This is a genomic window from Methanolobus bombayensis (genome assembly GCF_017873415.1).
In the GTDB taxonomy this organism is placed as follows: Archaea; Halobacteriota; Methanosarcinia; order Methanosarcinales; family Methanosarcinaceae; genus Methanolobus; species Methanolobus bombayensis.
In genome coordinates this window covers 40,134-62,150 of sequence record NZ_JAGGKD010000004.1, presented here as the reverse complement: position 1 = coordinate 62,150, position 22,017 = coordinate 40,134, and the positions used below count along the sequence as shown (strand labels likewise).

The window sequence follows — 22,017 nt, the reverse complement described above, 5'->3', positions numbered from 1 at the left end:
ACTTTTAGAAAATTAAAGACCCATTGCCTTGTTGGTCTTAGCTATGGACTTTGCACCATCTGTTTCAATTTCTGTCATGGCACGGATAGCGTCAATGTTCTCCGGAATTACATCGGATTCCTGATGAATGGCCTGGAAGAAGTAGAGTTCTCCTTCGTACATTGTAACGGAGTCTTCCCAGATACAGTTCTCCCACATATCGCCCCTTGGACGACCGATGTCCTTTCCAAGTTCCATGATCTCGGCTGTTGAGCTGATACCCTGGCTGATCATCCTAACACGTGGCTGCTTTGCGAACAATGCCTTGACATCCTCAGAACTGCATCCCTTTTCCATCTCAATGTTAAGGGTGTGCAGATGCATCAGTGTTGTTGGAAGCTTTACAGCTGTTGATGCTATTTTTATGTGAGGTAAGACTGACTTTACATCAGGACCGTGGTGTGAAGGAAGTGTTATGGGGTTTGGAACGATAGCATTGATAGGGCCTTTCTTGATGTCATTCGGATCAGCAGATCTTCTCATGAGAGTGACCCTTACATTCTTTACACCATATTCCTGGTCAAGTGGGTAAATTACCCTGCACAGACCTGTAGTATTACAGGAAACAACCCTCACAAAATCTCTTCCGAGAGCTTCAGAGTAGTTTGCCTCTGCATTAAACGAGCAACCCGCAAGCTCGTGGTCTTCGCCACCCTGCCAGATAGCCTTGACACCTGCTTTCTCATACAGTACCTTGTTCTTTTCTCCGATTCCACCGGGTGTACAGTCAACAACGACATCAGCTTTTGCAATCATATCGTCAACAGTACCTGCAGCAGGAATTCCTGCTTCCTTCATACTGTCAACTCTGTCAGCAAGGGTGTAAACATCGTATCCCTTGTCCTTTGCAACAAAAGCTTCGTAGTTTGGCCTTGTTTTTGCAACACCTATTATTTCCATATCATCCTGCACGGTAACAGCATCAGCAACACGTTTACCAATTGTACCATATCCATTTATTGCAACTTTTACTTTTGACATATCAGTTCCTTCCTATCTTTTCGTCCTTTAATTAGTACCTCATAATTGTGAGTGAAAAATTCAAAATCCACTTGAATATACAATGTCTTTTATGTATATTAAAATCATTTGTGAAGTATAGCTTCACCTGTTCCAAAATTGATCTCTTTTACAGACCCCTTTACGGTTTCGCTCTCTCCGAATATACCGTAAGTAGTGACCGAATCCCCATCAACAACAAGTCTTGTTACAGATTCCATAACTGTCTCACGACTATTACCGTCAACAAGGATTACCTTTAGTTCACACATATTTTCTCTCCCTAATGATCATTCAAATAAACGGGCTACTGAACAGCCCTTTGGTGCTCCTATATCCTCTCCCACAGGATCGCACTTTACTTTAAGTAAATATGCTATAGGCCTATAATTCTCTTCTGACAGGGTCTCGTAATTTGCCATTCCTTTGCTTATAATTAGTGAAGCATTATCCATTGCACTTTTAAGTTCCTGAGGTGCTTCTTCAAATCGCACACCAATGGCATTTGAGCCTGTTGTAAGAACACGGTCTACTTTGTCAGCAATACCATGCTCTTCGATCTCTTCCATTGTGACATCGTTCAGTATTGGTGCACCCCTTACAACAAGGGTAATTTTGCCACCCAGTTTTTCGATTGCCTCAAATACAAGAGTATCTATGAGAATTTCACCGCAATTATCAGCCAGATAGACCACATTGCTGAGTTTATCCAGCATCTGATCAGTGTCATCTATGTCAAGACCTCTCTGAAAATGCTCCTTGAAAGTCTCATCAAAAACGTCAATCGGAACTTCAAGACCCATTACACCATAATCAAAATAGTTACCTATAACGGCTGCAAGTACTGCACGCTTAAAAGTAGCAACATCATCCTTGTCATCATTGAACACATGGGAACGAATAACAGGCATAAAACGCTCTGCGGTCTTGCTGCTGAGTTCTTTCATGCTCTTATATGGATCGTTGTCGTTGAGTATCTCATAAGCTTTTCTGTGCATGGGAGTGGACAACTCTGCCGCAGGCATCCCGGGCTCATAAAGTGAATTAAGCACCTCAATTCCGCCTGAAATTGCTTTGTTTATGAGTTCTTCGTCATCAGTTGACAGTTCCGCTTCCTGGTGAACCCGGGAGAGCAGGCAATATGAACATCTTGGATGAACTTTCATGTGATCATTCCTGTAAGCTTGTCGGGTCTGTATTTTTATCATCTGCAATAAGCTTAACCTTGCTTAATACCCGAAAAAGAAAAAAGCTTTGTGTGTATAATTTAACCTGAATTAAAACCGAAGGTCAGTATGAACAGAATAAATATTCTCAATGGGAAACGCCTGAAATTGAAAGCCGAACATGGAAGATATATAATACTAGGTAGTATCGACGGGATACTTGCCGTCCTTGGTGTCGTAATCGGAACCTCCCATGTATCTGATAATCCCACTATAGTAATAAACGCTGCACTTGGTGGAGCTGTCGCTCTGGCACTTACCAATGGAATAGGTTCCTACCTTGCAGAAAGCGCGGTGGAATTCGGTAAACTTGCAGAGCTGGAAAAACCCCTGATGCGCAGCCTGAACAGTACGAAACTTGAACAGGAAACTAAGAAAAAGATCTGGAGTGACTCCTTTTTCCATGGCGGAGCTAGTTTTTGCGGATCACTTGTACCGATACTTCCTTTTATGTTACTGGATGAATACATGCTGGAAGTAGCAATCATTATGAGTATCACAGTGCTTTCGATACTTGGAGTATACTCCGGCAAACTTGCAAAACAGAGTATGATCAAACATTCTGTAAGAATGGTAGGATTGGGAATAATGATTGTAACAGCTGTTACAGTTCTTGGACTCGAGTGAAAATAATCAATACCAAGAAAATATTCTATGATAAATATTAGATTTATTTTGAATTATAATAGAATAATTTAGTAAAGTATATGAACAACATAGTTCAGTAACCACGTTTGCCAGTATAAATTAACAACTGGCTTCAGGTACAATTTAGAAGGTGGTTACTTATTAAACACGGAAAAAATTTGTTATTGGTAGTTAGTGCTATGATCATGTCCTGCATGCTGGTAAGCCCGGTATTGGGACAAACCTACGGAGGAGTGGAGTTCCCTTCCGGAGAATCTTCTTTTGCAGATGAAATAGTTGAATATCAGTTGAAAGGTGGTGCAGCAGACGGAAATATTAGTAAGATACTTGGAATTGCAGACAGGAAATCTGTAAGTCTTGGAGCTTATGGATATGTGGTTGTTAAATTTACGGACAATGCACTTAAATGCTCAGGTGATGAGCAGAATGATCTGGTAGTTTACGAGGTAGGGAATTCTGCTCAGGAACTTGTCGAGATCTTCATCAGCACAGATGGGAATGAGTGGATCAGAATAGGAACCGGAGGCAAGAAATGTTTCTTTGATATTGATACTGTTGAGGGAGTAGACTGCGAAGAAAAATACAGCTATGTTAAAATTGTAGACTACACAGGACTTAACACTGGCAGTTCATATGAAGGTGCGGATATGGATGCAATCGGAGCTATAACATCAACAAACCCTACATCAAATGAAGAAAAAAGTGGAGACAATAGCCGAATACCTTCAGATTATAACGAAGTCCCGGAATTTCCTACTATTGCCATGCCGATGCTTGCCATCATGGGACTCGCACTGATCTATGGGAAAAAGAGGCAATGAAAATAATAAAAACAATAGTTAAACAAACTATTGTTTTCTTTTTTTTAGACTATTTTATTGTCAATTTTATACTTTTTTCACTCATGTTTAAATCAGATGGAATTATATACTGACCTTCATGCTTGTAACGGTTGCATTATTGTTGGTAAGCCTTGTGATGATCACAAAAGGAGCAGACTGGTTTGTTGAATCTGCTGTAAGCATTTCAGAGAAAAGTGGTATCCCTAAAATAATCATAGGTGCCACCATTGTAAGTTTTGCAACCACAGCACCGGAATTTACTGTTTCTGCCATGGCAGCCTATCTTGACCACGTTGAAATGACAGTGGGAAATGCAGTTGGTTCGGCAATATGCAACATCGGACTTGTGCTTGGTACGGTCATTGCTATTAAAGCAATACCTGTTGAACTTCACGGATTTACACGTAAGGGTGGATTCATGCTGAGCTCTGCCCTGCTTCTGTTAGTTGTAGCGTATGATGGCGTAATTTCTTCATTTGACGGACTGCTACTGCTGATAATATTTGTAGGGTTTATGTATTATAATTTCAGGCTCCAGCGTGCTGTTTTTGACGGCAATGACGAACTCAGGGAAAAGGTGCCTGTCAGTCACTTAAAAAAAGATATTCTTCTTTTCATTGCCGGCGCACTCCTTGTTGTAATAGGTAGCCGCATCCTTGTCGATGCCGGTATAACAATTGCAGAGTGGCTTGAAATTCCTGAAATGATAATAGCCCTTACACTTGTCGCCCTTGGAACATCCTTACCTGAACTGATAACCGCAGTATCAGCTACCCTTAAAGGACATCAGGATATATCCATAGGGAATATACTTGGAGCAAACACCATGGATATTGCACTAATTCTTGGTGCATCCTCACAGATAAGACCTCTTACAATACTCCCACAATCCCTGGAATATGATTTTCCATTCATGATCGCTTTGATGATAATTCTGATAATATTCGGAATTACCGGAAAGAAGCTTGAAAGATGGGAAGGAGGACTAATACTTGGAGTTTATGTAGGATATGTAGCTGGCCTGTTCACACTTTTCAACTGATAAAAAATGTAATGACAAATCGATACATTTAATAATGACACTTTGCTAAATTCTATGAAAAAAGTGGTATATTATGAAAATCAAATTTCTAGTATTCATTTCGTTGTTAGTACTGGCTCTGGCAGTATCAGGATGCAGTGAAAAAGAAGAAGCAATCACCGTTCAGGGTGATGATGGTGAAGAAGTAGACATCACCTACACAGAAGGAGCAGAAGATAAAGTCTGTCCGGTAGGTTCTACTATCACAATGACAGATCCTAACTCAGGCGAGAGCATGGTTATGGAAGTTATCGGTACAGAGGTTGTTGAAGGAGTAGAAATGTGCCATACAGTAGCTGAAATGAATGTAGCTGCTGATGATGAAGTGGCAAGAATGGAAATGTACACTCCAATTGATGAGAATGATGACAGTTTCATCATGACCTATTACGATAAGGATGGCAATGTTCTGTCTGAAATGAAACTCATGGACGGCAAAATGACCATGACAGACGAGAACGGTGAAACTTTCGAAATGAGTATGGGAATGGAAGAATAAGTTCCTTACCTCATTTATTCTATTTTCTAGCTTTTTTAGTCCCTATATTCGGAACTTTTCCTGAACTGGTTTTAAATAGGATAATTACCATCAGTAATAACCATGCAACTACCATCTCCAGATGAACTGAAGCAAAAAAGGAATGACCTGGGCCTTACTCAAAGTGATCTTGCCAAACGCGCAGGTGTCAGTCAGCCACTAATTGCAAGAATCGAAGCAGGGGATGTAGACCCCCGATTATCAACACTCAAGAAAATAATCGATGTATTCGATGATATTGAAAAGGAAGATATCTATCTACGGGATATCATGAACAGAGAACTTATTTCTGTTGACCCAAAAGAAAGTATTGATAAAGCAGTTAACATCATGGAAAAGTACAACATATCCCAGATACCAGTTATAAATGAAGGAATATCAGTTGGCAGCATATCTGAGAATATGATCGTCAGGTCCATGTCTAATAAAAAAGCTTCAGAAGTCTCACACATGAAGATTGGAGATGTAATGGGAGATTCTTTCCCAACTCTATCTCCAGGCACGGATATCAAAACAGCATCCTATATGCTTGAGAAACATCCTGCTGTTCTGGTGCTGGAAAAGGGACAGGTTGCAGGTGTTGTCACCAAATATGACATATTAAAATTACTGAGCGAATGATTTTGCTTAATAAAATTAGCAATTTTTAGATCAATTAGCTATTTTATCTTTATTTCAATTAAGGGAGTTACATACAGAAATTCAATAGTCACCTACTTATAAATGATTCTTGCATAAATACCACACATGCATGAGGGGATAAAAAAATGAACAACGCTTACAGGATAGGAACAATAATTGGCATACCCATAAAAGTAGATATTTCGTTTCTGATCGTACTACCTTTATTTGCGTGGTTCTTTTCCTCACAGGCAGAACCCTTTGGATTCGCAGGTACCCAGTCTGAAACAATGAAATATATTCTTTCATTGTTAACTGCAATCCTGCTCTTTGCATCTGTATTGATACACGAACTTGCCCATTCATATTTCACCCTGAGATATGGAGGAAGTATCAAAGAGATCAGGCTCCATCTGCTTGGAGGAGTCGCTGCTATGAAAGAGGAAGTACATGAACCGCTAAAAGTAATGACAATTGTAGCTGCAGGTCCCCTTTCAAGCATCATTATGGGTGTGTTACTTCTTATTTTTAATTACTCATTTAATCCGGTATCTGTAAGTGAAGGAAATGCTTTGTTCCTGATAGCGTTCATTCTTGGATATATCAATATCTTTCTGGGATTTTTCAACCTTGTTCCTGCATTTCCCATGGATGGAGGACGTATACTCCGTGCGTTTCTGTCAACACGTATGGATTTTGTAAAAGCGACCGAAAAAGCTGTTTTGGTTGGAAAGATATTTGCTGTTTTAATGGGAATTTTAGGTCTGTTCACTGATTTCTGGTTACTTCTGATAGCATTCTACATATACGGTAATGCAAGCAGAGAAGAACAGCTGGTTAAAAGTAGATATACCAGATATTAATAAGTGCAGATAATAAATATTATATTTATTGCATTAATACTAATAGATGTAAGTACCAGTTATTACTTCCAGGATAATCCTAATAAGTTTAAATATAAAGAAGTTAATAAGAAACAAGACTGATTTTATAAAAATGTGAAAATATTAGGCTGGATGGTATAATGAAATCAAAATTAGTAGCATTAGTAGCAATGCTCACAATATGCATTGTAGCACTTTCAGGATGTACTGATATAAGTGATTCCTACAAACCCGGAAGCTTTGGAGCAACCGAAGAAGAACAACAGATAGTAGATGCAGTTACCGAAAAATATGGAGATATGACAGCCAGTGGTGAACCAAGACTACTTGAAGTGATGATGACCTCATCAACAGAGAACTTCATACCTGTTGATAAAGTACTCAAATACTCAAAGGATTCTGAAAAACTGTATGCATGGTTCATATATGACAATTTTAACAACGATATAATTAGTGTAGAATGGATATACCTTGATAATGATTATTCCATCTATACCTTCGAATCTGAAACCGGAGAGGACTTTGGACGCGGAACATTCATACTCGAACAACCAGATGATGGCTGGCCGCTTGGAGAATACAGAGTAATAATAAGCGGTGCAGGTGTGGAAGAATCAGTTGACTTTGAAATAATAGACGGAGATACCGTTTCAGTACCGCTTGATCTGCTTGAAGGTACAACAATAGGCAGCCATACAGCGGATTTCGGAAACACAGAAACAACTGACGAAACACCAGTTCCACAAAGCGGATTCACAGCCGAGAGCACATCACACAGCTTCGTAGGTGAATGGTCCTCAAACTGGGGCGACATGACATTCCGGGAATCAGGCGGTAAACTATATGGTGAATACACACACGACCAGGGCAGAGTTGAAGGTGTTGTTAATGGTGACGTATTCATAGGAACCTGGTCTGAAAGCCCTTCATATGCACCACCTAACGATGCAGGGGATGTAGAACTTAAACTAAGCAGCGACGGAAATTCCTTTGAAGGAAACTGGAGATACGGATCAGACAGTTCGGCATGGAGCGGTGGCTGGACAGGAACAAGAATAGGACAAGCCACAACATCAACAAGTGCAGCTTCATCAGGTACAACACCTGGATGGTATCTCGTTAAAGTTGAAGACTACGGAGACAAGGTAGAAAGCACAAATGATTACTACACATACGATGTTGACTACGAAAGAGGCAATGTCTGGACAAGTAACACCGGAGATAAAGGAGAAACAGTACAGATCAGGACCATCAGTGAAGAACCAAAAGATTTCTACGCTGCTGAAGAAGAAATAGTGATCAATGTCAGAAAAGAAGGTGAAGTTATAGCACCAGATAATCTTGGACTTTATGATACAAGTGCTATTGGCATAGACTATGCTGATGTAGCTGTTGACAGAGGAACCTCAAGCTCATATTCCCTGGAAGATGAAACATACGGAGCATATTTTAAGATGGGGTGGGGCGATTCAACAGGCACCATTAAAGAAGGTACTTTCAAAGCAAATGCACCGGAAGCAAATTCGTTTGGCGGCTCATTCAGAATACTTTACTACTACTCCAATGGTGCATCCTACAGGACAAATTACATCTACGAATGGAGAGAGTAATTCTTCTCCATTCTCTTTTTTGTGTGAACCTTTACAACATTTAGTAATTCAATCTCTGAGTTTCTTCTTTTTTTCAGCCTCATTGCGATTGGTAGCAAAGCGAATGTTTCTTATAAATTCAAAGATTCTATGATGTTATTTGCTGAATGAAATTGACTGAATTTTGTACATCCATGATATGTCATAGAATAAAACCAGGCATTCATAATAGGTTTATATAATAGGCTTGCATATCAGGCAAAAGTTACCGCATGGACAACGTACCATGGACAAACAAATAATTACAACTTTCAATTGCACTAATAATAATCAGGAGATTAATATGGATCTTGAAGATACACTTCTTATGATGCCAGGGCCGGTTCCTGTTGCACCTCGCGTTCTCAGGGCAATGTCAAAGCCCATGATAAATCACAGGGGAGCAGAGTTCTCAGCAATGTTTGATGATTGCCGCGAAGTTCTTGCTGACGTTTTCCAGACAAAGAATGACATTTTCATTTTAAGCGGCTCAGGTACTGCTGCTATGGAAGCTGCTGTGGGATGCACAGTAGGAAAGGATGATGTCGTAGTTGCCCTTGAAAACGGTAAGTTCGGTGAAAGGTTCAAGGATATCGCTGCAAGATACGGAAAAGTAAACGCCCTTGAAAACGAGTGGGGACACTCTTTTAACCTTGAGGAAGTTGAAAAGAAACTTGAGGAAGGCGCAAAGGCAATCACTCTTGTCCATAACGAAACATCTTCAGGTATACAGAACCCTGCACAGGAAATCGGAAAACTTGCAAAGAAATACGATGCACTCTTCATAATGGATGGTGTCACAACCCTCGGCGGAGACACTGTTAAGACCGATGAATGGGGTGTTGATATTGCTGTTGTAGGTTCCCAGAAATGTCTTGCTGCACCCCCTGGACTGTCAATGATATCTGTCAGTGAAAAAGCACTCGATGCAATGAACGAGAAGGATGCACTTCCATATTACCTTGATCTTAAAGCACACAAGAAGAGTGGTGACAAATCACAGACACCTTATACACCAGCTGTTCCATTATTCTTCGGACTTCAGGAAGCACTTCACATTGTAAAGGAAGAAGGTATGGAAGCAAGGATCAACCGTCATGCAACCGGTGCAAAAGCAATACGTGCAGCTGCAGCTGCAATGGGACTTGAAATGTTCCCACAGCTTCATGATGATCACAGTCACTATTCCAACACAGTCTCAGCCATGAAAGCTCCTGAAGGAGTTAGCGGCAATGATATTAAGAAAGATCTGATGGCAAAGGGAATCACCATTGCAGGTGGTCAGGCACACCTCAGTGGCAAGATCTTCAGAATCGGAAGCATGGGTAATGTGCAGCCAAAGGACATCATGCTCACAATACAGGAACTTGAAATGACCCTGATGAAGAGAGGTGTTGTTTCTGAATTCGGAGCTGGTGTTGAAGCAGCATCTGAAGTATTGAACACACTTTAATTCTCAAAACAATATCCAAACAATCAGGTGATTACGGCAGGTTAATATGGCAACAATAGGGGTCGTTGACACAACTTTCGCACGCTTTAATATGGGAAAGGCAGCTATCGATGAGATTCAGAAGAACATTTCTGCAAAGATAATACGCAGGACTGTTCCGGGTGTAAAGGATCTTCCGGTTGCAGCCAAGAAACTCATAGATGAAGAAGGGTGCGAAATTGTCATGGCTCTGGGTATGCCGGGCAGCAAAGAACAGGATAAGATCTGTGCCCATGAAGCATCCACCGGGATAATTCAGGCACAGCTTATGACTAACACACATATAATAGAAGTCTTTGTTCATGAGGATGAAGCAAAGGATGAGAATGAACTTGCGTTCCTCATGGACAAAAGATCAAGAGAACACGCACTCAATGTTGTGAAAATGCTGTGCAGACCTGAGAAGATGATAAAAGAAGCAGGCACAGGTCAGAGACAGGGATTTGAAGACGTGGGTCCTGCACGAATATAGACCGGAATTGAATCATCAGAAGATTAATAATTTATCCAGATCAATTTAAACTTATAGTGATATTATGACCATAAAATTGGGATTTGTAATAGCTGAATTTAACAGGGATCTTACTTTCCAGATGGAAATGCTTGGTGAAGAGCATGCTAAGTTCCTCGGAGCAGAGGTTGTAGAAAAGATCCTGGTTCCAGGAGTATATGATATGCCACTGGCTATCAAGAAGCTCTGCGAACGAGAAGACATCGACGCTGTGATTACCATTGGAATTGTAATAGAAGGTGCAACCCAGCATGATGAGATTGTTGTACAGCATGCAGCAAGAAAGATCACAGATCTCTCACTTGAATATAACAAACCTGTAACACTGGGAATTGCAGGTCCTGGTATGACCAGAATGGAAGCCCACCAGCGTGTGGACTATGCAAAGCGTGCTGTTGAAGCAGCAGTAAAGCTGGTACAGCGCTTGTAATATTAAACATAATAAATTAAAATCAAGGATTTCAAAGTGCAAAACTGAAAAATGGTTGTGTTAATTGCATGGCATCATCAAGGTTAAAGAGGGTAGAAGAGTCAGCAACTATGAAAGCTGCTAATACTGCCAACAAAATGCGTGAGGATGGTATCGATATAATCGGTTTCACTTTAGGTGAACCGGACTTTGATACACCTAAACACATTTGTGATGCAGCAGCAGATGCGATGTACAGGGGGGAGACACACTATGCACCCGGAGCAGGGATATCAGAGCTCAAGAAAACTATTTCAAACAAGCTCTGCACAGAGAATAAACTTGATGCAAAGACTTCGGAAATAATTGTCACACCAGGTGCAAAGCAGGCCATCTTTGAAGTCATGATGTCAGTTCTTGACGATAATGATGAGGCAATACTATTTGATCCTGCGTGGGTTTCATATGACCCTGCCATTAAATTTGCAGGCGCAAATACAACCTGGGTTCCAACTGATCCTGAAAATGGTTTTAAACCTGTTGATATTGAAGAATATATCAATGAGAAGACAAAACTCATTGTTGTCAACAGCCCCGGAAATCCGACTGGTGCTGTTTACGATAAACATACCCTTGAAAATATAGCTGATATTGCCATTGATAATGATATCATGGTACTTTCAGATGAGATATATGAGAAAATAATCTATGACCAGGAACACATCAGTATTGGTTCATTCGAGGGAATGCAGGACAGAACCATCACTGTAAACGGTTTTTCAAAAGCCTATGCAATGACAGGCTGGAGACTTGGTTATGTCCATGCAAGGTCAAATGTCATTAAACCTATGCTTAAGATACAATCACACTCTGTCAGCAGTGCAACAAGTTTTGTGCAGTACGGTGGCATTGCGGCAATAGAAGGACCACAGGAACCTGTAGCTGAAATGGTTGAAAAGTTCAGAGCCAGAAGAGATGTTCTTGTTGACGGTTTGAATGCAATTGGAATCAAATGCCAGAAACCTGGCGGTGCTTTCTATGCATTTGCAGATGTCAGCGAGTATGGAGATGGAAATACGATTGCTGAAAAACTCCTGATGGATGCACACGTTGCAGTAACCCCTGGATCCGCTTTTGGAGAAAGTGGCAGGAACTTCATCAGAATTTCCTACGCAACATCAATTGATAGAATACAGGAAGGACTGGAAAGAATAAAGACAGCACTCTTCTGATCTTGTTCTTTTATTTTAATTTATTCAGGAATAGCAGATTATTCCTTATATCTTTCAAGCACTTTTTTTACTATTTTTCCACTACCACATAAGGAACAGTCAAGTGAACTATCTATTCTGACAACCTTGCAATCAAAACCTCTGAAATGCAGTTCTTTTTCAAGTTGAACTGCATCAAAGCCCTGATCATATCCAAGTGTAATAATATCAGGTTTTATCTGCATTATAGGGTCAAAAATATCAGATTCACTTCCAAGAAGAGCAGTATCTACTATTTTCAGAGAATTGACCATTTTAACTCTTTGCTCATCCGTTATTATTGGTTTTGGTTTGTGTCTTATCATGGATTCTCTGGCAACGATGACATAAAGTTCATCACCGAGTTTCTTTGCTTCGCTCAGATAGTGGATATGGCCCGGATGAAGCAGATCGAATGTTCCTGTTGCAAGTATTCTTACCAAAACATCACCTATGTGCTGCCACCTATAAAGCAGCATCTTTTATAAAGATAGCTCAAGCTTTACAGTTAAAAAAAGACATTTAACTAAAAATATAATGATAATTAAAATTAATATTATATGTAAATATATATAGTATATACACATAATTAAGTTGATTAAAAGTTACACACTCAATATCCTATGTACCATAAAATCTATAAGTTGAATGCTAAAGGCATTTTAGATCACTCTGGTTCCTCGTAATAGAATAAGATGGTGAATGCATGAGAATTTATAATAAAACAATAACAATTCTGGGAATTATTTTTATTTTCCTTTTTTTGCTCACTGCATCAGTCACCAACCATGTATTTTTAACGCATACAGAAGAAATCGAAAGTGAAGTTTTGCAGGACAATGCTCTAAGAGTCCAGCGAGCTTTTGAAAATGAAATAAAGCACATCGACAAGAATACTTATGATTGGGCTGCATGGGATGATACTTATGAATTTATACAGGATAGGAACACTGGATATATCAAATCCAACATTGATGATATCGAAACACTCTTAACACTCGATATAAATTTTATGCTTTTCTACAACAAAGATGGAGAATTTGTTTATGGACTGGTCTGCGATCTTGAGAATGAAGAGGAAATATCCCTGTCACCGGAAATTCTCAGAGAGATTGAAAATAATAGTGTACTTTTTGATCATAGTTCTACAGAATCATCGTATTCAGGAATTATCGATCTCTCAAATTCAACTCTAATAGTTGCATCAAGACCCATTATAAAGAGTACTTATGAAGGACCTATAGAAGGAACAGTCATCACTGGACGTTTCCTTGACGAATCATTTATAGAACCAATGGAAGAACAGACACTTCTACCAATAGAGTTTCAGAAACTTGACAAAAGGAACCTGCCTGCAGATTACGCAGCAATAAATGATCAGGTACTGGATAATGGATACGCAACACTGGTTGACGATGAGAGTGACTATTTAAATGCCTATTTCCTTATAAATGACATAAATGATGAACCTGCTCTCATATTCAAAACAGAAATGGAAAGAGTAATCTATAAAGAAGGTCTGGCAACAATATCTACCACATTTTATCTTTCACTCATTATATCAATAACATTTGCATTTTTACTGCTTGCACTTCTAAATAAAAACCTGATTTCACGAATAACATCCCTGAGAAATGGAATTAAGGAAATTGACTTCAATGCAGACATAAAATCTCGTCTGAAAAAGGAAGGAAATGATGAACTTTCCGAACTTGCAGACAATATTAATTCAATGCTGGATTCCCTGCAGGAAAAAGGTATAATATTCCAGTCAACAATTGAATCTGTATCCTACGGCCTTATTGCATTTGATAGAAATGCAAAGGTCCTTTTTATGAATCCTGAATATAAGCGCATGTTTAATCTCCCATCTGAGATAGGACCAGAAACTGACGGAGACACTATACTGAGTGAAATCCTGAAGTTGGCTGAAAATCCTGAAGATGTTGAAAAAGAAGTTAATAGAAGAAAATATTCAACAAATTCTAACAGATCATTATTGAAACTCAAAGATGGAAGAACAATTCAGACATATTCAATTCCACTTGTAATTAACAACGAAATATACGGCAGAATTTATGCCCATAATGACATTACGGAAATACTCCTTCATGAGAATAAACTTCTAAATGAAATTACCAGAAGAGAAGATGCTGAAGAAAAACTACGGCTAAGTGAGGAGAAATTTGCAAAAATAGCCACATCTGCCAATGATGCAATAATAATGCTCAATAATGAAGGAAAAACGATATTCTGGAATGAAGCAGCCACCAGAATGTTCGGATATTCTGAAAATGAGATTATTGATAAGGAAGTGCATAACTTCATCGCACCTGGAAAATATATCGATGGGTACAAAGCAGGTTTTAAAAATTTCACAGAAACCGGACATGGAGATGTCATCGGTAATACTATTGAACTTGAAGGAAAACGCAAGGATGGAACAGAGTTCCCTATTGAACTTTCCCTGTCTTCAATGCAGCTTTCGGATAGGTCGTGGAACGCAGTAGCCATTATCCGTGATGTTACTGAAAGAAAAAAAATTGATGAAATGGAACATGAGCTTCTTGAAAGGCTGACAACCATCATTAATAATATCAATAGCGGAATACTTCTTATTGACAAAGAGAACAAAACCATTGCAGATGTAAATCCTGTTGCTGCTAAAATGATAGGATTACCCAGAGAAAAAATAATTGGCAATGTCTGTCACAAATTCGTTTGTACTGCACTTGAAGATCAGTGTCCTATTATTGATCTGTACCAAAAGGTAGACAAATCAGAGAGAATCCTTCTGGACAAAGACGGAAATGAAATACCTGTCATAAAATCCGTGGTTTGTGTCAAACTCAAAGGAAAAGAATACCTTGTTGAGAGCTTCTACGACATTTCCGGAAGAAAGAAAGTTGAAGAAGCACTCATTGGGGCGAAACTTGCAGCAGAAGCATCTGACACAGCTAAAAGCGAGTTCCTGACAAATATGAGTCACGAACTTCGCACACCTTTAAACTCCATCATAGGTTTTTCAGATATGTTGATTTACAGCGAACAACATGAAATGGATGAAAAACAAATAAGATACCTGAACAATATATCCAACAGTGGTAAACATCTTCTTGAGGTAATTAATGATATTCTGGATATTTCAAAGATCGAAGCAGGCAGGATGGACCTGTCGATAGAAGAAACAAACGTTGTTGAGATCATGGAAGAAGTCATTAAAAATGTGTCTTCACTTGTTGATCAGAAAAGTCTCACCCTTGAATATGATATTGCAGATGAGGTTACCGTAATAGATACTGACAAACTGAAATTCAAACAGATATTGTATAATCTGATAGGCAATGCAATTAAGTTCACAATGGAAGGTGGAAGTATCACAGTTACAGCTAAAAGAGTACTTAATATGATAGAGATTGAGGTAAAAGATACAGGTATTGGTATATCAGAAAAAGATCAGAAAGACCTGTTTTATCCTTTCAGACAGGTTGAGTCTGCACTGAGCCGAAATTATCAGGGTTCAGGACTGGGACTTGCAATTGTAAAAAAATATGTTGAAATGCAAAATGGATCCATAAGGGTCGAAAGTGAACCTGAAATCGGTTCAGCATTCATATTTGAACTGCCCTTCTAGATCTTTATTAAAACAAATGAAATCTGGTTGAAAATCACTGTTTGATCTTTCCGACAACCGGGTAGTTCTCCAGAGCATCTACTTCATGAGGAGCTTCCATATCCAGAGCCTCGGTTAAATCAGTTCCTGCTTCATGCAAGCCCATATGTTCACCGTTGTCCCAGAAGTCGCTGTCAGTTACATCGTAGACCTGACCTGCATAAACAACATAAACTTTCTCATCGTCAGTGCCATTATACCTGGCTACTTCTTCAAGTGTAAATTCCTGCATATCCTCACCACTCTAGATTCATCTTTCAAATTTATAGACTTTTGGGTCCGGATTACATTTACAACGCTGGGGAATTAAAGTGGAATAAATAAAGAATCGTTACTTAAAAAAACAACCGCCATGTGTGCCTGTCTTTTCAAAATACTGCTGATGATATTCCTCTGCCCGATAAAAAGGACCTGCGGGTACTATCTGAGTTACAATAGGTTTATTGAACCTGCCTGTTTGCTCAAGTTGTCTTTTTGAAGCCGCAGCTTTATCCTCTTGTTCTTCACTATGATAAAATATAGCTGAACGATACTGACTTCCTATATCAGGACCCTGACGATCAGGAGTTGTAGGATCATGCATTTCCCAGAAAAGTTCCAGCAATTTCTCATAAGGAACTATAGATGGATTAAAGAAAAGCTCCACAGCTTCTGCATGTCCTGTGTCACCCATACAGACTTCTTTGTAAGTTGGGTTTTCTTTATCCCCGCCTGTATAACCGACCTGTGTGAAGTCAACACCCTTCACTTTCCTGAATACAGCCTCCACACCCCAGAAGCAGCCAGCAGCAAAAGTTGCCTTTTCATAACCCTTGCCAAGTAATTCTTCTTGTGATAACATTCCATCACCTATGGAAAAGTGAGCAGCAATGAGCCATAAATGTTTCTGTTATTGGGCTTTACCAAGAACCTCTTCTTTAATGTCAGAATAACATTTCTCAAAAAGGTTCTGTCCGCCTTCTATCTCAAGAACTTCAAAATCGAATAATTCTGCGAATTCATCAACTTTTTCATCGAAATTCTCAGTATATGTGAGTCCTGTCTGGACCTTTGCAACTCTCTTGTAGCCTGTGACCTCATTGACCTTCTTAAGCATCTTTATAGTCTTGTCAGGTTTCTCAGGATCAACCCTCATGATCTCACGCCATGCATGAGCGAACATTGGTGTGAAAAGGAATGTTCCATGTTCACTGAACTTTTTCAGAGCTGCCAGATATTCTTCACAACCTCCAAGGGTTGCACCTACACAATCATCAACTGTACGTATATCATCCCTCAATATTCTGACAGGGCATGTTCCTTCAAGATGTTTAAAATCAGATTCTATTTTATCAAAGACATTACCACAAAGGCCGTAGAACATCAGGATACCATTTGAACATTTACTTAACTCATCTATCAACTTATATATCTCAGTTCTTAGTATTTTTGGGAACTCGTGAAGTGCAAGCTCGACCATGTAGATCATTACTGTGTACTTTTCAGGATCATTTCTGTAACTCTCAGTATCAATGCGGAGTTTTGCAGGCGACAGTAAACGAAAGTCAAGATCTGCTTTTCTGAGCTTTGAGACAAAGTCATCCTCCTGACCGTTACCAACTATAAGAATCTCATCTACAGAACTATCATTTTCAAGTATATGCACGATCTCATCCTGAAGTATCTTGCAAGAAAGTATTGTCAGTAATGGCATATTATTCACTACATGTTATTGATTATTCACTCTTTTGCCTGTACATATATACAAAGCTCAGTACAAAAGCCACTATTCCGGATGGTATTCCTACAAACAGTGAGAAAAATATCCTGTCCTGTAATGCCTGAGTAATCAGCACTGTGACTAGCACAAAAATAACAAGACTGATTAGCACCATTTTTGCAACATTCATATTTATTCCTTGTCTCTGATATTTTCATGGCTTTTTACAATAAGATTGTGGCTTGACCGGTTTAGTAAAAATACTAGTAACCTGATAGAATGAGAAGTTAATGCTTCTCAATATCATAAAATTCTATGCCAGCAACACAATCAGAGGAAATATGAGTATGCAACCCGAAAAGAAGAATTCTATAAGCGTGAGAACAACAACAATAGATGATATACCTCTTATTATGGAACTTGTAAAAGCACTGGCTGAATTTGAAGGACTAGCAGACCATGTGCTTGCAGCTGAAGAAAGCCTCAAAGAAGGTCTGTTTGGAAGGAAGAAATATGCGGAAGCAATTGTTGCTGAGATCGATGAAGAAGCTGCTGGATTTATTGTTTTCTTCCATAATTTCTCCACATTTGTAGGAAAGCCAGGACTTTACATCGAAGACATATTCGTCTATCCAGAGCATCGTGGAAAAGGTGTAGGCAAGGCACTAATGTCCCATTGCGGAAAAATAGCAAGAGAAAGGAACTGCGGAAGAATAGAGTGGAGCGTGCTTGACTGGAATCCTGCCAGAAAATTCTATGAACATATGGGAGGAGAACATCAGAAAGAGTGGCTCATGTACAGATTGGATGAAAAAGGCATAGAAGAAATTGCCGGAAAAAAATAAAAATTGAAAAAAGACAAATGATGATTTAAAGATCATCAATTTAAATTTTTTAAAGTACTTTACTCAGGAAGGATTTGGTTCTTTCGTGCTGTGCATTTGAGAATATATCAGATGGAGTGCCCTGCTCCATTATGGTACCCTCGTCCATGAAAAGAACGCGGTCAGCAACTTCCCTTGCAAATCCCATTTCGTGGGTGACAACTATCATTGTCATGCCTGCCTGGGCAAGGTCTTTCATAACTCCAAGTACCTCACCTACCATTTCAGGATCAAGTGCAGATGTTGGTTCATCAAAAAGCATAACCTTCGGGCGCATTGCAAGAGCCCTTGCAATTGCAACCCTTTGTTTTTGTCCACCTGAAAGAGCTGATGGATAGACATTTGCCTTATCTGCAAGTCCCACCTTGTTCAGAAGGTCAAGAGCACGCTTTTCAGCTTCTTCTTTTGGAAGTTTGCGGACTTTTATTGGTGCCAGCGCAACATTCTCCATTGTGGTTTTGTGAGGAAAGAGATTGAAATGCTGAAAAACCATCCCTGCTTCCTCACGTATCCTGTTTATATTAATATCCTTATCAGTTATTTTCTGACCATCAATGATAATATCGCCTGAACTTGGCATTTCCAGAAGATTGATACATCTGAGGAAAGTACTTTTTCCTGAGCCAGAAGGACCTATGACGCAGACTACCTCGTTCTCTTTGATGTCAACAGATATACCTTTCAGTACTTCAAGGTCCCCGAATCTCTTGTAAAGACCTTTAATTTCTATCACTTACACCAAGCCTCCTTTCTGAATATGTCACAAGACGTGAGATAACTATTGTCAATAGCAGATACATCAGTGCAACTGCGATATATACCGGAAAAGCCGCAAATGTTCTGGAAATGTAGAGTTGTCCTGTTTTAAGAAGTTCATGAACTCCTATAACAGCAAGAAGTGAAGAGTCCTTTAGAAGAGCTATGAACTCATTACCAAGTGGCGGAATAATACGCCTGAATGCCTGCGGAAGAATAATCTCTTTCATTGCCATCTTTTCATTCATGCCAAGGGAACGTGCAGCTTCCATCTGCCCCTTATCGATAGATTGTATTCCCGCACGAACGATCTCTGCAATATATGCACCACTGTTTATACTGCAAACAATAACACCGGCAAGTATTGGATCAAAATTAAGTGAATTGCCAGTTGCATTGGAATATAGTCCCGGAATACCATAGTAGAAAAGTAATATCTGGACAAGAAGAGGAGTTCCCCGGATAAAGTCAACGTAAACGATAGTAGGATAACGGAATAATTTCTTTTTGGATAGTTTCCCAAGTCCGGCCAATGTTCCCAGTATCATTCCGAAGAAAAGTGCAAAGGATGTTATTTCTATTGTTATCAGTGACCCTGTTACCAGGTCAGGCAAGACTTTTACAATGTGTTCCAGATATGTAGATAAAAGGGACAAGAGGATTACCTCGTTTTATTGTGAAAATGAAATGATGTTTTTGTTAGAAATAGCCACACATGAACTGCATATAAATATATCGATTAATATCCTGTCTGCATTTAAGAAAAATGAAAATATTGAATATACGGTCTTTAGCCGTATATTCTGATATCAAATTCAGAAGTATTTTTCCATGATCTCGTCGTATGTACCATCAGCTTTTACATTCTCAAGACCTGCATTAAGCTTTTCAAGAAGCTCTGTGTTGCCAGTCTTAACAGCAAATCCGTATGATTCACTCTGCATCTGGTCATCGACTATCTTTATTACATCCGGGTTCTGTGAAATGAATGATTTTGTGACCGGAAGGTCATTGATCATGAAGTCGCCACGTCCGTTCTGAAGACTCATTACAATATCACTGACATGTGCAAGATAGACAACTTCCTCGATTAGTCCTTCTTCTTTAAGCTCATCAGCCTTTGCAGCACCGGTAGAACCCTGCTGGACAACAGCTACTTTGCCCTGAATATCATCGACATCCTGTATCTCATCGTTGTCTGCAGCAACTGCAAGAGCGAGGCCTGCATTGATGTATGGGTCACTGAAGTCAACGGATTCTTCCCTTTCTGCTGTGATTGTCATTCCGGAAACGATCATGTCAATCTGACCTGACTGTAGTGCAGGAATAAGTGCATCAAATTCAAGGTCTTTCCATTCGATATTAAAACCCTGGTCTTCTGCAATAGCATTAATAAGGTCTACATCAAAACCGATTATTTCATTGCTGTTGTTCTCATCAGCATACTCAAATGGTGGGAAATAAGGTTCTGTACCAACAATGTAGGTAGGTACTTCTTCCAATTCTTCTGCGCCTTCATCAGTTGCACCTTCTGTGCTATCAGCACATCCGGATACTGCTACGAGACCTACCATTAAGATTCCTATCAATAAAAGATTTAATATTTTTTTCATATTGGATCTTCCCTGAAATATACTCTATATAGACTATAGATTTATATTGATAATTTGACAATTGACTTAAGGTTTTCTATTCTTAAATTTAGAGATAGCAGCAAAAAACAAATTACTGCAAGGGTTTTAGAGAAAAAAGAATTATATCTATTAAGTGATAAAGAAAACAAAAATAATTATAATAAATTCAGCCAGAATGAGAACAAAAATCTCGGTTTGAAAGAGATCACATACTCTGGTATTTTAAGCTATTTAAAGTAATACCAGATGTGATCTAAATAAATGAAATTATTCAGTTGCTGTGTCGTTTGTAGCTTCTTCTGTTTCTTCAGTGACATTCTCTGCTACATCTTCAACTTCTTCAGTAACGTTCTCTGCTACCATTTCTACATCTTCTGTGACATTTTCTGCTACATCTTCAACTTCTTCAGTAACGTTCTCTGCTGCATGTTCTGTATCTTCAGCGACCTCTTCTGCGCCTTCTGCAGCTTCTTCTGTTGTGTCTGCACATCCTGACACGGCTACGAGTCCGATCATCAGGAAAACCATAAGTATGCTTAAAAATTTCTTCATGTTAAGTCTCCGATCACTAATAATCTATATATTATATAGACGTCTACGGATAAACCATATATTACTTAAGTTTTGCGATTAATTGTGTTTCCTGATATCATATTTTAGATAGAAAAAATATAGAGACATATATCTGACATGAAATAGACCCATATGCAGATCTAAATTGGAACAAATACGAAAAATGAATATGAAAATCAAGTTTTTGAAAGGGATAGAAAACTTTGAAGATGCGTATAGTGTGCGTAAAGCTGTCTTTGTAATAGAACAGGATATCGACGAAGAACTTGAGATCGACATAAATGACGAAAGATCAAATCATCTTGTGATCTATGATAATGAAATGCCCATAGCAACAGGAAGATTATTTTTAGACAAAGACGGGTTTCATATTGGAAGACTATGTGTTCTGAAAAAATATCGAAGTAGACAACTTGGTAAAAAAGTAATGGAAATCCTTATTGAAAAAGCAATTTTAGAAGGAGCAGAAAAAATATATCTTTCATCACAGTTATACGCAACTGGTTTTTACAGAAAATTCGGTTTCAGGGAATATGGAGACACATATAATGATGCAGGCATAGAGCATATTTCAATGGTACTCAGAACCTGCGATATTAAATAAACAGTAAAAAACAATAATAAATAAAA

General features: G+C 39.0%; 27 protein-coding genes. 15 read left to right on the top strand and 12 right to left on the bottom strand.

Annotation, left to right across the window (positions count from 1 at the left end; translation table 11 throughout):
• Positions 1-12: 12 nt before the first annotated feature.
• From J2746_RS05955 to J2746_RS05945, 3 genes are all read right to left on the bottom strand, one after another.
• Complete coding sequence (locus J2746_RS05955) at positions 13-1,020, bottom strand: type II glyceraldehyde-3-phosphate dehydrogenase (RefSeq protein ID WP_209617726.1); 1,008 nt, start codon at positions 1,018-1,020, stop codon at positions 13-15.
• 104 nt (positions 1,021-1,124) lie between these two features.
• Positions 1,125-1,310, bottom strand: a complete 186-nt coding sequence (locus tag J2746_RS05950; protein WP_209617723.1) for a CooT family nickel-binding protein — start codon at positions 1,308-1,310, stop codon at positions 1,125-1,127.
• 18 nt (positions 1,311-1,328) lie between these two features.
• Positions 1,329-2,204 (bottom strand): damage-control phosphatase ARMT1 family protein, encoded by an 876-nt coding sequence (locus J2746_RS05945; protein ID WP_209618339.1) that lies wholly within the window; start codon positions 2,202-2,204, stop codon positions 1,329-1,331.
• Positions 2,205-2,333: 129 nt separating this feature from the next.
• On the opposite strand from J2746_RS05945, the gene J2746_RS05940 reads away from it, so the two are divergent.
• The 11 genes from J2746_RS05940 (at position 2,334) to J2746_RS05890 (ending at position 12,150) form a co-directional block, all read left to right on the top strand.
• Positions 2,334-2,891: a VIT1/CCC1 transporter family protein gene (locus J2746_RS05940; RefSeq protein ID WP_245250012.1), complete on the top strand. Its 558-nt coding sequence runs from the start codon at positions 2,334-2,336 to the stop codon at positions 2,889-2,891.
• A 206-nt stretch (positions 2,892-3,097) separates the two neighbouring features.
• Positions 3,098-3,733 carry a PEF-CTERM sorting domain-containing protein gene (locus J2746_RS05935; protein ID WP_209617720.1) on the top strand — a complete coding sequence of 212 codons (636 nt, stop codon included), beginning with the start codon at positions 3,098-3,100 and terminating at the stop codon, positions 3,731-3,733.
• A gap of 118 nt (positions 3,734-3,851) precedes the next feature.
• Positions 3,852-4,796, top strand: coding sequence for a calcium/sodium antiporter (locus J2746_RS05930; RefSeq protein ID WP_209617717.1), 945 nt, complete (start codon positions 3,852-3,854; stop codon positions 4,794-4,796).
• Positions 4,797-4,869: 73 nt separating this feature from the next.
• Positions 4,870-5,334, top strand: coding sequence for a hypothetical protein (locus J2746_RS05925; protein ID WP_209617714.1), 465 nt, complete (start codon positions 4,870-4,872; stop codon positions 5,332-5,334).
• Between the two features lie 102 nt (positions 5,335-5,436).
• A complete protein-coding gene (locus J2746_RS05920; protein ID WP_209617711.1) occupies positions 5,437-5,994 on the top strand; it encodes a CBS domain-containing protein in 558 nt (185 codons plus the stop codon).
• Positions 5,995-6,140: 146 nt separating this feature from the next.
• Positions 6,141-6,857, top strand: a complete 717-nt coding sequence (locus J2746_RS05915; RefSeq protein WP_209617709.1) for a site-2 protease family protein — start codon at positions 6,141-6,143, stop codon at positions 6,855-6,857.
• A gap of 161 nt (positions 6,858-7,018) precedes the next feature.
• A complete protein-coding gene (locus J2746_RS05910) occupies positions 7,019-8,488 on the top strand; it encodes a hypothetical protein (RefSeq protein ID WP_209617708.1) in 1,470 nt (489 codons plus the stop codon).
• A gap of 322 nt (positions 8,489-8,810) precedes the next feature.
• On the top strand, positions 8,811-9,959 hold the full coding sequence (locus J2746_RS05905; RefSeq protein WP_209617706.1) for a pyridoxal-phosphate-dependent aminotransferase family protein: 1,149 nt from the start codon (positions 8,811-8,813) through the stop codon (positions 9,957-9,959).
• Between the two features lie 46 nt (positions 9,960-10,005).
• A complete protein-coding gene (gene ribC, locus J2746_RS05900) occupies positions 10,006-10,470 on the top strand; it encodes a riboflavin synthase (RefSeq protein WP_209617704.1) in 465 nt (154 codons plus the stop codon).
• A gap of 64 nt (positions 10,471-10,534) precedes the next feature.
• Complete coding sequence (gene ribH, locus J2746_RS05895; protein WP_209617702.1) at positions 10,535-10,939, top strand: 6,7-dimethyl-8-ribityllumazine synthase; 405 nt, start codon at positions 10,535-10,537, stop codon at positions 10,937-10,939.
• A gap of 68 nt (positions 10,940-11,007) precedes the next feature.
• Complete coding sequence (locus J2746_RS05890) at positions 11,008-12,150, top strand: pyridoxal phosphate-dependent aminotransferase (RefSeq protein WP_209617700.1); 1,143 nt, start codon at positions 11,008-11,010, stop codon at positions 12,148-12,150.
• 38 nt (positions 12,151-12,188) lie between these two features.
• Here the strand turns inward: J2746_RS05890 and J2746_RS05885 are convergent, their stop codons facing one another.
• Positions 12,189-12,647, bottom strand: coding sequence for an FAD synthase family protein (locus J2746_RS05885; protein WP_209617698.1), 459 nt, complete (start codon positions 12,645-12,647; stop codon positions 12,189-12,191).
• Positions 12,648-12,874: 227 nt separating this feature from the next.
• Here J2746_RS05885 and J2746_RS05880 point away from each other — a divergent pair, with 227 nt between their 5' ends.
• Positions 12,875-15,802, top strand: coding sequence for a CHASE4 domain-containing protein (locus J2746_RS05880; RefSeq protein WP_209617696.1), 2,928 nt, complete (start codon positions 12,875-12,877; stop codon positions 15,800-15,802).
• Positions 15,803-15,836: 34 nt separating this feature from the next.
• On the opposite strand, the gene J2746_RS05875 is transcribed toward J2746_RS05880, so the two are convergent.
• From J2746_RS05875 to J2746_RS15045, 4 genes are all read right to left on the bottom strand, one after another.
• Positions 15,837-16,073 carry a cytochrome b5 domain-containing protein gene (locus J2746_RS05875; protein WP_209617694.1) on the bottom strand — a complete coding sequence of 79 codons (237 nt, stop codon included), beginning with the start codon at positions 16,071-16,073 and terminating at the stop codon, positions 15,837-15,839.
• Positions 16,074-16,172: 99 nt separating this feature from the next.
• Positions 16,173-16,682: a peptide-methionine (S)-S-oxide reductase MsrA gene (gene msrA / locus J2746_RS05870; RefSeq protein ID WP_209617691.1), complete on the bottom strand. Its 510-nt coding sequence runs from the start codon at positions 16,680-16,682 to the stop codon at positions 16,173-16,175.
• A gap of 48 nt (positions 16,683-16,730) precedes the next feature.
• On the bottom strand, positions 16,731-17,534 hold the full coding sequence (locus tag J2746_RS05865) for a DUF1638 domain-containing protein (protein ID WP_209617688.1): 804 nt from the start codon (positions 17,532-17,534) through the stop codon (positions 16,731-16,733).
• Positions 17,535-17,556: 22 nt separating this feature from the next.
• Positions 17,557-17,715 (bottom strand): DUF8147 domain-containing protein, encoded by a 159-nt coding sequence (locus tag J2746_RS15045; protein ID WP_483414100.1) that lies wholly within the window; start codon positions 17,713-17,715, stop codon positions 17,557-17,559.
• 166 nt (positions 17,716-17,881) lie between these two features.
• Here J2746_RS15045 and J2746_RS05860 point away from each other — a divergent pair, with 166 nt between their 5' ends.
• Complete coding sequence (locus J2746_RS05860; RefSeq protein WP_245250011.1) at positions 17,882-18,385, top strand: GNAT family N-acetyltransferase; 504 nt, start codon at positions 17,882-17,884, stop codon at positions 18,383-18,385.
• A 49-nt stretch (positions 18,386-18,434) separates the two neighbouring features.
• Here J2746_RS05860 and J2746_RS05855 read toward each other — a convergent pair whose 3' ends face one another.
• The 3 genes from J2746_RS05855 to J2746_RS05845 form a co-directional block, all read right to left on the bottom strand.
• On the bottom strand, positions 18,435-19,157 hold the full coding sequence (locus tag J2746_RS05855) for an amino acid ABC transporter ATP-binding protein (RefSeq protein ID WP_209617685.1): 723 nt from the start codon (positions 19,155-19,157) through the stop codon (positions 18,435-18,437).
• Positions 19,144-19,836, bottom strand: a complete 693-nt coding sequence (locus tag J2746_RS05850) for an amino acid ABC transporter permease (RefSeq protein ID WP_209617682.1) — start codon at positions 19,834-19,836, stop codon at positions 19,144-19,146. Before J2746_RS05850 ends, J2746_RS05855 begins: the two co-directional genes overlap by 14 nt.
• Positions 19,837-19,995: 159 nt before the next feature.
• Positions 19,996-20,793: a basic amino acid ABC transporter substrate-binding protein gene (locus J2746_RS05845; RefSeq protein ID WP_209617679.1), complete on the bottom strand. Its 798-nt coding sequence runs from the start codon at positions 20,791-20,793 to the stop codon at positions 19,996-19,998.
• Positions 20,794-20,847: 54 nt separating this feature from the next.
• Here J2746_RS05845 and J2746_RS05840 point away from each other — a divergent pair, with 54 nt between their 5' ends.
• The gene (locus tag J2746_RS05840; RefSeq protein ID WP_209617676.1) at positions 20,848-21,054 is read left to right on the top strand and encodes a hypothetical protein; all 207 of its coding nucleotides are present in this window, start codon (positions 20,848-20,850) and stop codon (positions 21,052-21,054) included.
• 27 nt (positions 21,055-21,081) lie between these two features.
• On the opposite strand, the gene J2746_RS05835 is transcribed toward J2746_RS05840, so the two are convergent.
• The gene (locus J2746_RS05835) at positions 21,082-21,366 is read right to left on the bottom strand and encodes a hypothetical protein (protein ID WP_209617674.1); all 285 of its coding nucleotides are present in this window, start codon (positions 21,364-21,366) and stop codon (positions 21,082-21,084) included.
• A gap of 205 nt (positions 21,367-21,571) precedes the next feature.
• On the opposite strand from J2746_RS05835, the gene J2746_RS05830 reads away from it, so the two are divergent.
• A complete protein-coding gene (locus tag J2746_RS05830) occupies positions 21,572-21,991 on the top strand; it encodes a GNAT family N-acetyltransferase (RefSeq protein ID WP_209617672.1) in 420 nt (139 codons plus the stop codon).
• Positions 21,992-22,017 lie beyond the last annotated feature (26 nt).